The sequence below is a fragment of the Aneurinibacillus sp. UBA3580 genome, from assembly GCF_002375825.1.
Classification (GTDB): domain Bacteria; phylum Bacillota; class Bacilli; order Aneurinibacillales; family Aneurinibacillaceae; genus Aneurinibacillus; species Aneurinibacillus danicus.
This window is the reverse complement of record NZ_DFMZ01000043.1, coordinates 1-12,740: the sequence shown is the minus strand read 5'-3', so window position 1 is coordinate 12,740 and position 12,740 is coordinate 1. Positions and strand designations below refer to the sequence as shown.

General features: G+C 46.1%; 14 protein-coding genes. 12 read left to right on the top strand and 2 right to left on the bottom strand.

Annotation, left to right across the window (positions count from 1 at the left end):
• Positions 1 to 3 precede the first annotated feature (3 nt).
• Complete coding sequence (locus tag B2899_RS06735) at positions 4 to 1,152, bottom strand: iron-containing alcohol dehydrogenase (RefSeq protein WP_146808887.1); 1,149 nt, start codon at positions 1,150 to 1,152, stop codon at positions 4 to 6.
• Positions 1,153 to 1,864: 712 nt separating this feature from the next.
• On the opposite strand from B2899_RS06735, the gene urtA reads away from it, so the two are divergent.
• The 12 genes from urtA to B2899_RS06675 all read left to right on the top strand — a co-directional run bounded on the left by urtA (position 1,865) and on the right by B2899_RS06675 (position 11,620).
• Positions 1,865 to 3,073 carry an urea ABC transporter substrate-binding protein gene (gene urtA, locus B2899_RS06730; RefSeq protein WP_146808888.1) on the top strand — a complete coding sequence of 403 codons (1,209 nt, stop codon included), beginning with the start codon at positions 1,865 to 1,867 and terminating at the stop codon, positions 3,071 to 3,073.
• 90 nt (positions 3,074 to 3,163) lie between these two features.
• A complete protein-coding gene (gene urtB / locus B2899_RS06725; protein ID WP_286884595.1) occupies positions 3,164 to 4,069 on the top strand; it encodes an urea ABC transporter permease subunit UrtB in 906 nt (301 codons plus the stop codon).
• A gap of 10 nt (positions 4,070 to 4,079) precedes the next feature.
• Complete coding sequence (gene urtC, locus B2899_RS06720) at positions 4,080 to 5,171, top strand: urea ABC transporter permease subunit UrtC (protein ID WP_146808890.1); 1,092 nt, start codon at positions 4,080 to 4,082, stop codon at positions 5,169 to 5,171.
• Positions 5,140 to 5,916 (top strand): urea ABC transporter ATP-binding protein UrtD, encoded by a 777-nt coding sequence (gene urtD / locus B2899_RS06715; RefSeq protein WP_286884594.1) that lies wholly within the window; start codon positions 5,140 to 5,142, stop codon positions 5,914 to 5,916. The genes urtC and urtD overlap by 32 nt, the downstream gene beginning before the upstream one ends.
• Complete coding sequence (gene urtE, locus B2899_RS06710; protein WP_146808892.1) at positions 5,894 to 6,595, top strand: urea ABC transporter ATP-binding subunit UrtE; 702 nt, start codon at positions 5,894 to 5,896, stop codon at positions 6,593 to 6,595. The genes urtD and urtE overlap by 23 nt, the downstream gene beginning before the upstream one ends.
• Positions 6,596 to 6,612: 17 nt before the next feature.
• Positions 6,613 to 6,915, top strand: coding sequence for an urease subunit gamma (locus B2899_RS06705; RefSeq protein WP_146808893.1), 303 nt, complete (start codon positions 6,613 to 6,615; stop codon positions 6,913 to 6,915).
• Between the two features lie 32 nt (positions 6,916 to 6,947).
• A complete protein-coding gene (locus B2899_RS06700) occupies positions 6,948 to 7,256 on the top strand; it encodes an urease subunit beta (protein WP_146808894.1) in 309 nt (102 codons plus the stop codon).
• Between the two features lie 50 nt (positions 7,257 to 7,306).
• Positions 7,307 to 9,019, top strand: a complete 1,713-nt coding sequence (gene ureC, locus B2899_RS06695; protein ID WP_146808911.1) for an urease subunit alpha — start codon at positions 7,307 to 7,309, stop codon at positions 9,017 to 9,019.
• 11 nt (positions 9,020 to 9,030) lie between these two features.
• Entirely contained in the window at positions 9,031 to 9,477 is a 447-nt protein-coding gene (gene ureE / locus B2899_RS06690) for an urease accessory protein UreE (protein WP_146808895.1), read from the top strand.
• The gene (locus tag B2899_RS06685) at positions 9,470 to 10,156 is read left to right on the top strand and encodes an urease accessory protein UreF (protein WP_146808912.1); all 687 of its coding nucleotides are present in this window, start codon (positions 9,470 to 9,472) and stop codon (positions 10,154 to 10,156) included. Before ureE ends, B2899_RS06685 begins: the two co-directional genes overlap by 8 nt.
• 32 nt (positions 10,157 to 10,188) lie before the next feature.
• On the top strand, positions 10,189 to 10,800 hold the full coding sequence (ureG, locus tag B2899_RS06680; protein WP_146808896.1) for an urease accessory protein UreG: 612 nt from the start codon (positions 10,189 to 10,191) through the stop codon (positions 10,798 to 10,800).
• Between the two features lie 142 nt (positions 10,801 to 10,942).
• Positions 10,943 to 11,620: an urease accessory protein UreD gene (locus tag B2899_RS06675; protein ID WP_286884593.1), complete on the top strand. Its 678-nt coding sequence runs from the start codon at positions 10,943 to 10,945 to the stop codon at positions 11,618 to 11,620.
• 403 nt (positions 11,621 to 12,023) lie between these two features.
• On the opposite strand, the gene bshA is transcribed toward B2899_RS06675, so the two are convergent.
• On the bottom strand, positions 12,024 to 12,740 hold a 717-nt coding region (gene bshA, locus B2899_RS06670), incomplete at its 5' end, for an N-acetyl-alpha-D-glucosaminyl L-malate synthase BshA (RefSeq protein ID WP_286884591.1).

The window sequence follows — 12,740 nt, the reverse complement described above, 5'->3', positions numbered from 1 at the left end:
TCCTTAAAACGCTTCTTTAAAAATATCTTCTATATCCGTTTGTGTTACCTCTTTTGGATTGGTAATAAGGCAGGCATCTTCCATGGCGCACTCGCTTAGCTGTGAAATATATTTTTTTTGTAAGCCTACTTCAGAAAGTCGTTTTGGAATGCCGATATCTCTGGCAAGCCGATTGATAGAGTTGATTGCTTGCAGCGCCGCTTCTGTATCAGACAGGCCTTCAACATTTTCTCCCATAGCGATAGCAATGTTTGTATATTTATGAGGGACCGCCGATTTATTAAATTCCATAACATGCGGCAATAGAATAGAATTTACCTCTCCGTGCGGCATATCAAGCAGTCCGCCTAAAGGGTGTGACATTGCATGAACAGCGCCCAATATCGCATTGGAAAAGGCCATGGCAGCCTGCTGGCTGGCCATCGCAATATTCGTCTTAGCCGTTATATCCGTTTTCGAGCGGACAGACTGGCGAAGATTCCCTGAAATCAATCGAATCGCATCCAATGCAAGCAGGTCGGTAAGAGGAGTCGAGGCGATTGACAAGTACGCTTCAATTGCGTGTGTAAGCGCATCCATTCCTGTATATGCTGTAAAGATGGGTTCTTTCGTTATTAATGTGGTAGGGTCGATAATTGAAATATCGGGAATGAGAGACTTTGATATAATGGCTATCTTCACTTTTTTTTCTGTGTTAGTAATAATGCAGAACTGGGATATATCTGCTCCTGATCCGGCCGTCGTAGGAATCATAATCATAGGAGGGAGAGGGTTTTCTATTTTATCAATCCCCTGAAACTCATGGACAACCCCTTCATTTGCAGACAGGAGCGCTACTGCTTTGGCTGAATCAAGACAGCTTCCGCCACCAATTCCAACAACAATATCACACTGTACACGCTTATATTCCTTTGTAGCTCTCATGACCTCATAATCTTTTGGATTGCTTGTTATATCAGAAAAGATATGATAGTCGATTCCGCATTCAGATATATATGCAACAGCTTTTTTAACCCAACCTGCCTTTATGACTCCGCGATCAGTGACAATGAAAGCTTTTGTGCCTCCCAGACGTAGAATACAGTCTCCAATTTGAGAAATAGAGTTTGAGCCAAAGATAATCTCGGGAGTAACGAATTTTGTGATCTCCATGCGTTCGGTCCTCCTTTTCAACTCTGTATATAAGTGATAGGATAGTCAGAAAATGTCATTTCGTAAAAGAGGGGATAGGTATGTCTATCGAAGTGAATTTTTGCCCTCGATGCGGTTCGAGGGGGATAGAAAGAGAAATAAAAAACAAAGTTTCATGCAAAAAATGCAAATATTCACTATATTATAACATTAAATTGGCTGCCGGTATTATATGTTTTTGTTCAAATATTTGCCTCTTCTTGATTTTTCATCGTGATTTTGTCAAGTTTTCAATCCATGTTTATATAGGACGCCTGATGAATATGTCAAGTATATTCGTCAGGTTTTATTTTGTTATCAGACACATTTTGAAGATATATGAAGAGCAGTCGGACAAATCTAGAAAAAAATCTTTGCTTCCCCTATGAAAAACAAGTAATGCAAGAATTTTTGCTTAACTATGTCAGGTTTTATAACAAGTAATTTGCGCTATCTTTTATACATTTCTATAATAAAACCATGTTTAATCCTGAATGACTCCAATCATGACGAAAAACGAAAGGGTGATGTTATTTTTTATAACAAAAAAGACGATGACCGGCGATAGTGGGTCGTGTTTCGTCCAGGCAATGAGTTTTCAAATCATTGCCTGATGTTAATTATTACATAATTAGAATTAAAAAAGGGGTGCATTCATCTGTTCAGGTGTGTAAAAAGCAAACTGGGGATTTCTATGTTGGCGATATTTTTGATGCTGGCCGGATGCGGCAGCAAAGCGGTAGAGCAGAAGGATGGCGATTCGGGAGCGTCCCCTTCCTCTGATACGGTAAAAGTCGGAGTGCTGCACTCTTTAAGCGGAACGATGGCGATTAGTGAGGTTTCTTTAAAGGATGCCGAACTGATGGCTATTGATGAAATCAATCAAGCGGGTGGACTGTTGGGTAAGAAGATTGAGCCTGTCATTGAAGACGGTGCTTCCGACTGGCCGACTTTTGCGGAAAAAGCCAAGAAGCTTTTACAGAAAGATGAAGTAGCTACGATCTTCGGCGGGTGGACTTCGGCCAGCCGTAAAGCGATGCTCCCGGTAGTAGAGCAGAACAAAGGGCTATTATGGTACCCCGTACAATATGAAGGAATGGAATCATCTCCTAATATTTTTTATACCGGAGCAACGACAAATCAGCAAATTGTGCCCGCAGTATCCTGGTTGCTTGAGAATCGCGGAAAGAAATTTTTCTTGATTGGATCTGACTACGTTTTTCCCCGCACAGCCAACAAAATCATTAAAGCCCAGTTAAAGGCGGAAGGCGGAGAGTTGCTGGGTGAAGAATATACGCCGCTGGGTCATACGGATTACAATACGCTCATTAGCAAAATTAAGAGCGCAAAGCCTGATGTCATTTTTAATACGTTAAATGGCGATAGTAACGTAGCTTTCTTTAAACAATTAAAAGATGCCGGGATTAAGCCGGGCGATATGACCGTAATGTCTGTAAGTATCGCAGAAGAAGAGATACGTGGCATTGGCGGAGATATTCTGGCAGGCCATTTAGCGGTATGGAATTACTTCCAAACGACAGACACGCCGGAGAATAAGACATTTGTACAGAAGTACAAGGAGAAATACGGCAACGATCGGGTGACGGATGATCCGATTGAAGCGGCTTATGATGCGGTTCACCTGTGGGCGGAAGCGGTAAAGAAAGCCGGCTCTTTTGAGGTGGAGAAAGTCAAGGCGGCAGCCAAAGGAATTGAATTCAAGGCACCGGGCGGAACGGTCAAAATCGAGGGTGAGAATCAGCATCTTTGGAAAACCGTCCGTATTGGAGAAATCCAATCTGATGGACAGTTTAAGGAACTGTGGAATTCAGGGAAAGCTGTAAAGCCGGATCCGTACTTGAAAAGCTATCCTTGGGGAAGCGGACTGAGTCAGGGGAATTAAAAAAGGAGGAAAAGAGGGAGTGGTGAAGCATTCACACGGGTTAATCCCTCTTTTCCTTATTAAGTCCGATCCGAATAAGGAGGTAACCATATGGATGTTATGTTAACTCAGTTGTTTAACGGAATGAGTCTGGGTTCCATTATGCTATTAATCGCCCTGGGCTTAGCGATTACGTTCGGGTTGATGAATGTGATTAACATGGCTCACGGAGAGTTGATCATGATCGGGGCTTATATGACCTATCTCACCCAATTGTTCTTTTCCCATTATGCACCCGAATCGATGCATGGTTTTTATTTTCTCATCGCGATCCCCATCGCTTTTCTTGTTTCTGCACTTATTGGATTATTGTTGGAACATTTTCTGATTCGCCATCTGTACGGCCGTCCCTTAGACAGTTTGCTGGCCACGTGGGGAATCAGTTTGATTTTGCAGCAGATTGCCCGGAGCATTTTCGGGGCGCCGAACGTTGCAGTCACCGCCCCCGATTGGCTGAATGGCGGACTTACGCTAATGGGGAACGTAACGTTTCCTTACAAGCGTTTGTTTATCATTTTTCTTGTGGTCGCGTGTATCGTCGGATTGTATTTCTACCTGTACCGGACTTCTGCTGGACGCCGAATGCAGGCGGTGACCCTTAATCGAGGGATGGCATCCTGCTTGGGAATTTCTACCCGAAAGGTTGATGCCTATGCATTTGCGTTAGGGTCAGGGCTAGCGGGGATTGCCGGATGTGCTTTGACCTTGATTGGACCGATTGGACCGTCCATTGGCTCTTATTACATTGTCGACGCTTTTATGGTTGTTGTGTTGGGAGGCGTAGGTAAACTGGCCGGAACAGTAGCCGGTGGGTTTCTTATTGGCTTGCTCGGAACGTTTCTTGAATATTCAACTACGGCTACGCTGGCTAAAGTGATTGTATTTGCGCTTATTATCGCATTTTTGCAATGGAAGCCTTCCGGACTTGTCAATATGCGAACAAGAGCATTGGAGTAGGAGGTGCAGGATGAACAGTTTGATTCGCTCACGGTCCCGTATGCAGTGGATCGGATATGTGACTTTTGCGGCAGTGCTTGCTATCGCCCCGTTGTTTTTATCCGATTTTCGCTTGAATTTATTAGGAAAATTCTTATCTTTGGCGATTCTGGCACTCGGACTCTGCTTAATTTGGGGGTACACCGGTATTCTTAGTTTGGGTCATGGCGTTTATTTTGGACTGGGCGCCTATTGCATGGCCATGTATTTGAAGCTGGAAAGCGCGGGAGGCCATCTGCCCGACTTTATGGAATGGAGCGGATTAACCGCCCTTCCCTGGTTTTGGAAGCCTTTTGCCAGCCCGGTCTTTGCGCTGGGCGCAGCGATTTTCATTCCTGTCTTATTGGCGGCGCTGATTGGCTATTTAACCTTTCGCAACCGGATTCGCGGTGTTTATTTTTCGATCCTTTCTCAAGCTCTTGTTATCATTCTGGTCACGCTGTTTATCGGAAAGCAGGAATATACGGGTGGAACAAACGGACTGACGAATTTTTCCACGGTTTTTGGTTTTGGGCTCGCTGCTCCCGAGGTACAGGTAGCGATTTACTGGATTACGTTAGCCGTGCTTGGACTCGTCTTTACGTTTTGTCTCTGGCTGGTTCACAGCCGTTTAGGGCGGTTGCTTATCGCCATTCGTGATGGGGAGAATCGTGTGCGCTTTTGCGGATTCAACCCAACCGGTTATAGTGTGTTTGTTTATTGTTTATCGGCCGCATTCGCGGGCTTATCCGGTGTTTTGTTTGTGCTTCAAGTGGGAATTATCTCTCCGGCCATGATGGGCATTATTCCTTCCGTTGAAATGGTTCTATGGGTGGCTGTTGGCGGGCGTCAATCGTTGATTGGTGCGGTTATCGGAACGATAGTAACCAACGGGGCGAAAAGCTTTTTTAGCGAGTCATATCCAGAAATATGGTTGATCTTATTAGGTGCCTCATTTGTCATCATTGTGCTGTTTTTGCCTAACGGACTTGTAGGTCTTTTTGAAAAAATCAAAGGCAAACTGTTTATTACAAGGGAAAGAGGGGCGAAAGATGAGCAGGCAACCCATACTGTCGTGTCGTAATATCGTGGTAGACTTTGATGGATTCAAGGCGATTCAAGGAGTCGATTTGACGATTGAAGAAGGGGAAATTCGCTTTCTTATTGGACCGAATGGGGCGGGAAAAACAACGGTGCTCGACGTCATTTGCGGGAAAACGAGAGCGTTGAGCGGACAGATATGGTTTCATAACAGGATTGACATCGTGAAAAAGCAAGAGCATGAGATTGTTAACCTGGGCATCGCGCGTAAATTTCAGGCACCATCTATTTTTTTAAATCTTACCGTGTTTGAAAATTTAGAACTGGCAATGAAGCAAAACCGGCATCTATGGGCCGTTTTGCGAGCCAGGATTGACAGTGGGCAAAGAAAACGGATGATGGAGGTGCTTGCGCAAATCGGCTTGGCTGATCAAGCCGAACGAAAGGCGGGCTTGCTTTCCCATGGGCAGAAGCAATGGCTTGAAATTGGCATGCAGCTTATGCAGGAGCCGAAGCTCCTTCTTCTGGATGAGCCTATCGCGGGGATGACGGGGACGGAACGGGAGCGTACGGGAGAACTTATCCGTGAAATTGCTCAGACTTGCTCTGTCATTGTAGTTGAACATGATATGGATTTCGTGCGGACGTTTTCCAAACAAGTAACCGTTATGCATGAGGGAAAGATTCTGTGTGAAGGAACAATGGAGCAAGTACAGCGGGATCCCCGTGTGGCGGAAGTATATCTCGGGAAGGGGAAGGCAGAACATGCTGAAAGTGTCGCAACTTGATGTCGGGTACGGGGAGAGTATGGTGCTGCGGGAGATCGATCTCCGCATTGAGCCGGGAACCGTCGTCTCGCTAATGGGAAGAAACGGAGTGGGCAAGACTACATTATTAAAAAGCATCGTCGGGTTGCTCAAAGCAAAAAAAGGGACAATTGAATTTATGGGGAAAGACATTACCGCGCTGCCGCCTGAAATGAGAGCCAGGCGAGGAATTGGCTACGTTCCGCAGGGAAGAGATATTTTCCCTACCCTTACAGTGGAAGAAAACCTTTTATTGGGGCTTGAAACCCTCCCGAAAGCAGAATGGAAAAACGGGATTCCGGAAGATATATATGACATGTTTCCTGTATTAAAAACGATGCTTCACCGCAAAGGGGGAGATTTGAGCGGCGGACAGCAGCAGCAGCTGGCCATTGCCCGGGCGCTGGTCGGAAAGCCCAGGCTGCTTTTGCTAGATGAGCCGATGGAAGGCATTCAACCCTCCATTGTTCTGTTAATCGCGGATGTCATTAAACGGATTGCCGCAATGAAGACCGTATCCATTCTGCTCGTAGAGCACAGTCTGGATTTGGCTTTGGAATGCGCTGATTACTTTTATGTGATCGATAAGTCCTCCATCGTTACGCAGGGGGATACCCGGTCGTTTAATGAGGATGCGATTAAACAATACTTAGTCGTTTAAATGAGGAGAGAAAACGAATGAAACTTTCACCAAGGGAACAAGAAAAATTGTTGGTCGTTGTGGCGGCCGATTTGGCCCTCCGCCGCAAAAATCGCGGCGTGAAGCTGAATTATCCGGAAGCGGTGGCCCTTATTACGTATGAAATTATGGAGGGGGCGAGAGACGGAAAGTCAGTGGTCGAATTGATGAGAGAGGGGACAAAGATTTTGACCAGGGAGGATGTCATGGAAGGGGTGCCGGAAATGGTTCGGGAGATTCAAGTGGAAGCGACGTTTCCGGATGGAACAAAATTGGTGACTGTCCATGACCCCATCCGGTAGGTTGCTATCATCAAAGAAAGGTGTGGGAAGATTTGATTCCAGGAGAATATCGACTGTGCAAGGAGAAAATTGTTTGCAATGCGGGAAAGGCGGCCGTGAAACTGACGGTCCTCAATCGAGGCGATCGGCCGGTACAGATTGGTTCACATTTTCATTTCTATGAAATCAATCGAGCATTGGAATTTGATCGTGAAAAGGCGTTTGGTATGCATTTAAATATTCCGGCAGGGACGGCGGTCCGCTTTGAACCCGGGGATGTTAAAGAGATAGAGGTCGTTCCGTTTTCCGGGCTGCGCCAAGTGTACGGATTGAATAATAAAACCAACGGAGAACTGGATTAATGTAAAACGAAAAGCATGCGGGAGCGGATAAAAAGAAAGGATGACTGATGATGAGTTTTCAAATGTCAAGAAAACAGTACGCAGACATGTTTGGACCGACAACAGGGGATGCGATTCGTCTCGCGGACACGGAGTTGTTTATTGAAATTGAAAAGGATTTTACCGTTTACGGTGATGAAGTAAAATTCGGCGGCGGCAAGGTGATCCGTGACGGGATGGGACAACATCCGTTGGCTGCCCGTGCGGAAGGGGTGCTCGATACCGTCATTACCAATGCGGTTATTATAGACTATACGGGGATTTACAAAGCGGATATCGGAATTCGCGACGGAAGGATCGCAGGGATTGGCAAAAGCGGGAATCCCTTATTGATGGATGGTGTAAACCTGTTGATTGGCGCTTCGACAGAGGTCGTTGCTGCTGAGGGAATGATTGTCACGGCAGGAGGAGTGGATAGCCACATCCACTTTATTTGTCCGCAGCAGATTGAAACAGCTTTGGCGTCCGGAATTACGACGATGATTGGAGGAGGAACAGGACCGGCTACCGGAACGAACGCCACGACGTGTACTCCGGGGGAGTGGAACATTCATCGGATGCTGGAGGCCGCAGAAGCTTTTCCGGTGAATGTTGGATTTCTGGGCAAAGGCAATGCCTCGGCGGAAGAGCCTTTGGTTGAGCAGATTCGTGCGGGCGCCATCGGTCTTAAGCTTCATGAAGATTGGGGAACAACTGCTTCGGCAATTGATCATTGTCTGCGGGCAGCCGACCAGTATGATGTGCAGGTAGCGATTCATACGGATACATTGAATGAAGGAGGTTTTGTCGAGGATACTCTGGCGGCGATTAATGGCCGCGTGATTCATACATACCATACCGAGGGGGCAGGAGGAGGGCACGCTCCTGATATCATTAAGGTAGCAAGCTATCCTTATATTTTGCCGTCTTCAACCAATCCCACCCGCCCGTATACGAAAAATACGCTCGATGAGCACCTCGATATGCTGATGGTTTGCCACCACCTGGACCCGGATGTTCCGGAGGATATTTCCTTTGCCGATTCGCGCATTCGTAAAGAGACAATTGCCGCCGAAGATATTCTGCACGATCTCGGGGTTTTTAGTATGATTAGCTCTGATTCCCAGGCGATGGGACGGGTAGGCGAGGTCATTACCCGAACCTGGCAGACGGCGGATAAGATGAAAAAGCAGAGAGGGCAGCTATCTCAGGATACAGGCATCAGCGATAATTACCGGGTGAAGCGGTACATAGCCAAATACACCATTAACCCGGCTATTACCCATGGCATTTCTGATGAGGTCGGTTCGGTGGAAGTTGGAAAAATGGCTGACCTTGTCATATGGGACCCTGCGTTTTTTGGAGTAAAACCGGAAATCGTCATGAAGGGCGGAATGATTGTCCACAGCCTTATGGGTGATCCGAATGCTTCGATTCCGACACCGCAGCCTGTGTTATATCGGCCGATGTTTGCCTCTTTCGGAAAAGCGAAACATAAAACATCTATTACGTTTCTATCAAAAATTGCGATCGAGCTTGGCGTGCATGAAACATTAGGGTTGAAGAAGCAAATCCGACCTGTACAGCGGATTCGCCAATTGACGAAAAAGGATATGAAGCTGAACGCCGAAACACCGAACATCGAGGTCGATCCGCAAACCTATGAAGTAAAAGTGAATGGGGAAGTGATCACCTGCGGGCCGGTTGATGTGGTACCGATGGCGCAGCGCTATTTCTTGTTTTAGGAGGGAGCACTTTGATTATCGAGCAAATCAGAGGAAACATCGAACATGCCGATCTTGGTGGCCGCCATGTGGAGAAAGTCTACCTGCACAGCGACGATCTGGTAAAGCGAATTCAACGAGTAACCACCGATCACGGCAAGGAAATCGGGATTCGTTTAAAAGAAATGAAAGATTTGACGGATGGCGACATTTTGTATATGGACGATCACAATGCGATTGTGGTGAATGTCATTGCGGATGATTTGTTTGTCATCCGTCCTACCAGTATGAAACAGATGGGGGAAATTTCCCATCAGTTAGGGAATCGCCATCTACCGGCCCAGTTTGAAGGAGAAGAGATGCTGGTCCAATACGATTACTTAGTCGAAGAGTTGCTTCAGCAGTTGAAGGTTCCTTATGTACGAGAAAAAAGAAAGGTCAGGGAGGCATTTCGCCATATTGGACATAGTCATGGATAGCCGTCTGTTAGCATTATTGCAGTTATGCGATTCTAACTTTCCTTCGGGAGCATTCTCTCATTCTTTCGGACTGGAAACATATATCCAGGAATACCGGGTGAATAGTAAAGCGACATTTGCGCACTGGCTTCAGGTTTATCTCGATAAACAGCTTGTCTATGTGGATGGATTGGCCTGCCGGCTTGTGTACGAGGCGTTGGAACAAAACCGGGTCAATGAAATCTGGCAATGGGATCAGATGCTATACGCACAAAATATTCCACGGGAATCACGGGAAGCCAGCCGCCGGATGGGAGAGAGAATGGTTCGGATGGGCATCGACTTGTTCTCTTTGCCATTACTCAAGGAATATGAAGAAAGGATACGGGCAAAGCGCTCTTTCGGACATCCGGCGATTGTATTTGCCATGATTGTTCATTCTTTAAACATAGCAAAAGAAATCGGGATTCTATCGTACTTATATTCCAGTATTGCAGCCCTGGTCCAAAACGGAGTGCGGGGCATTCCGCTGGGACAGACAGATGGACAACGTCTTTTGTTAGAATGTCATCCCTGGCTGATAAAGGCGACAGAAAAAATCAAGAAAATGGATGCCTCCGATTTTGGAGCGGTATCACCGGGGCTTGAAATCGCGCAAATGCATCATGAACGCTTGCATGTTCGTTTGTTTATGTCATAACCCGATACAGCAGAGAGAGGAGAACGAAACATATGGAGCCAATACGCATTGGAGTTGGAGGACCGGTAGGGGCCGGAAAAACAATGTTAGTGGAAAGATTGACGAGGGCGATGCATCAAGAATTCAGTATGGCTGTGGTGACAAATGATATTTATACGAAAGAGGATGCACAGTTTTTGATGAAAAACAGTGTCCTTCCAGCCGACCGGATTATTGGCGTGGAAACGGGAGGTTGTCCGCATACAGCCATCAGGGAAGATGCTTCGATGAATTTCGCGGCGATTGAAGAACTGAAGGCCAGCCACCCCGACCTTGACATTATTTTTATAGAGAGTGGTGGAGACAACCTGGCAGCCACCTTTAGTCCGGAACTTGTTGATTTCTCCATTTATATTATCGATGTAGCCCAAGGGGAAAAAATCCCCCGCAAGGGCGGACAAGGAATGATTAAGTCAGACCTGTTTATTATTAATAAGATGGATTTGGCTCCCTATGTGGGAGCAAACCTTGAAGTGATGGAAGCAGATACAAAGGTTGCCCGGGGAAATAAACCTTATATTTTTACTAACCTGAAAGAAGATATCGGCCTTAAGCAAACGGTTGACTGGATTAAGAAGAATGCGCTGCTGGTAGGACTGGAATGACATGAAGAATCTATCTGGATATTTATGGATGTTGTGTGCTAAAAAAGAAGAGAAGACCATTTTGCAAGATTCTCATTTTGAAGGAGCTTTCAAAGTCACGCGCCCGGTTTATCTCGATCAAACAGGGCAGGCATGCTTATATATGATGAATCCTGGAGGAGGATATGTCGATGGCGATATCTATAAGATAGAAATTGAGCTTGAACCGGAAGCGGCAGTCCTTCTCACCACCCAATCATCCACTAAAATCTATAAAACGATGAAACAACCTGTTGTTCAAGAAACAAATATTTTTTTAAAAAAAGGAAGTCTCCTGGAATATCTTCCGGATCCTGTCATCGCCTACCAGCATGCGCGGTTTAAGCAGCGGACAACGATTCGGATGGAGCAGGGCGCGTCGCTTGTTTGTACCGATATTCTTACCCCCGGCTGGGCACCGGACGGAACGAAATTTCGTTATGATTTGCTTCAGTCAAGAATGGACGTATACATCGATGACAAATTGGTTTTGTTTGACCATCTAAAACTGGTGCCCGATCAAGATATCCAGGGGCTTGGAAGCATGGAGGGATATACGCACTTTGGTTCGATGCTCGTAGTAAAGGACGGGATTGATAGTGAGTTTTTGGATCGGCTCTATGGTATACTTCAGCCTTCTACGGAAGTGAAGATAGGCCTGTCCATACTATCGGTATGCGGATTTGTCCTTCGTGTGCTGGCGAACCGTACGCAGGATGTAGAAGAACTGTTCGGTAGATGCCGAGAGGTGTTATGGGGGGAAAGTCTGGGCAAAACCGCAATGTTTTTGCGCAAATATTAAGGATAGAGAGGAAGCTTTAGACAAAATGGTTTTTGGCCGTTCTAGTACCCGAAATTTCATTGATAAACGTTTCAATCAGATGAATGACGGTGCCAAGGCCTTGATGATAAACGGCTGCAATTTTTCATGTTTCATTTTTACTCACCTCCTGTTAAAACTGATATCAACTTAAGACGGAGCATTATCATAAATTATTATTTAGCTATCAGAATGGCACAATAACTATGAATAAAAAAAGGTTACAAATTGACTCGTTTTACTTGCCAATTGTAACCTTTTTTATCAGGGAATCATGCATGATTCTATGCTCGTCGCTTCGTTAATAGGCCCTGCGATGTCGATATCCCTGTTCCTATAGGCCTCGCCAAAAGCCGTGACCGGGTTTTTTGCAAAGTCTCCTGCTTTATGGTCGGGAACACGACTCCATCTCCCCGGTCAGGACACGTTGGTAAATCGCTTCGTACTGGCGGGTGATTTCTTTGTGACAGAACGTATGGTAGGCACGCTCTATTGCCTGTTGGGAGAAGAATTCATAGGTCGCAGGGTCCGCCACAAGCTGAATCGCTTTCTCCGCCATTCCTTCCACATCACCAATCGGCAGCACAAAACCGGTCTCCCCGTCTTTCACCACTTCAGGTAGTCCGCCCGCATTGCTTGAAATTACCGGCTTACCGCACGCCATCGCTTCAAGTGCTACAAGTCCAAAGCTTTCTTGCGCAGATGGCAGTAGCATCACGTCCGCCATAGATAATACACAGGCGATATCTTCCTGTTTTCCTAGAAAGAATACATCATCCCGAAGACCGAGTGTAAGCGCCAAATCCCTCGCCACAGGAAGATCCGGACCCTCTCCAATCATCAGGAGTTTAGCCGGTATCCGCTGTTTAATCCGGTGGAAAATACGCACCACATCATCCGTTCGTTTTACGCTGCGGAAGTTGGAAATATGAATAAACACTTTCTCGTTGTTCGGTGCATATTCTTCGCGCACATCACACATATCACGCGGATAATATTCCCGCTTGTCAATGAAATTGTAAACCAGGTCAATCGGCTTTTCGATCTGAAGCACTTCCCGCGTCTGATTAATCAGACTTTGTGACACGGCGGTTACAGCGTC

What these genes read in the sequence shown, in the direction of transcription:
- B2899_RS06735 (WP_146808887.1), bottom strand. Translation starts at nt 1,152, where the DNA reads ATGGAGATCACAAAATTCGTTACTCCCGAGATTATCTTTGGCTCAAAC.
- urtA (WP_146808888.1), top strand. Translation starts at nt 1,865, where the DNA reads ATGTTGGCGATATTTTTGATGCTGGCCGGATGCGGCAGCAAAGCGGTA.
- urtB (WP_286884595.1), top strand. Translation starts at nt 3,164, where the DNA reads ATGGATGTTATGTTAACTCAGTTGTTTAACGGAATGAGTCTGGGTTCC.
- urtC (WP_146808890.1), top strand. Translation starts at nt 4,080, where the DNA reads ATGAACAGTTTGATTCGCTCACGGTCCCGTATGCAGTGGATCGGATAT.
- urtD (WP_286884594.1), top strand. Translation starts at nt 5,140, where the DNA reads ATGAGCAGGCAACCCATACTGTCGTGTCGTAATATCGTGGTAGACTTT.
- urtE (WP_146808892.1), top strand. Translation starts at nt 5,894, where the DNA reads ATGCTGAAAGTGTCGCAACTTGATGTCGGGTACGGGGAGAGTATGGTG.
- B2899_RS06705 (WP_146808893.1), top strand. Translation starts at nt 6,613, where the DNA reads ATGAAACTTTCACCAAGGGAACAAGAAAAATTGTTGGTCGTTGTGGCG.
- ureC (WP_146808911.1), top strand. Translation starts at nt 7,307, where the DNA reads ATGAGTTTTCAAATGTCAAGAAAACAGTACGCAGACATGTTTGGACCG.
- B2899_RS06685 (WP_146808912.1), top strand. Translation starts at nt 9,470, where the DNA reads ATGGATAGCCGTCTGTTAGCATTATTGCAGTTATGCGATTCTAACTTT.
- ureG (WP_146808896.1), top strand. Translation starts at nt 10,189, where the DNA reads ATGGAGCCAATACGCATTGGAGTTGGAGGACCGGTAGGGGCCGGAAAA.
- B2899_RS06675 (WP_286884593.1), top strand. Translation starts at nt 10,943, where the DNA reads ATGATGAATCCTGGAGGAGGATATGTCGATGGCGATATCTATAAGATA.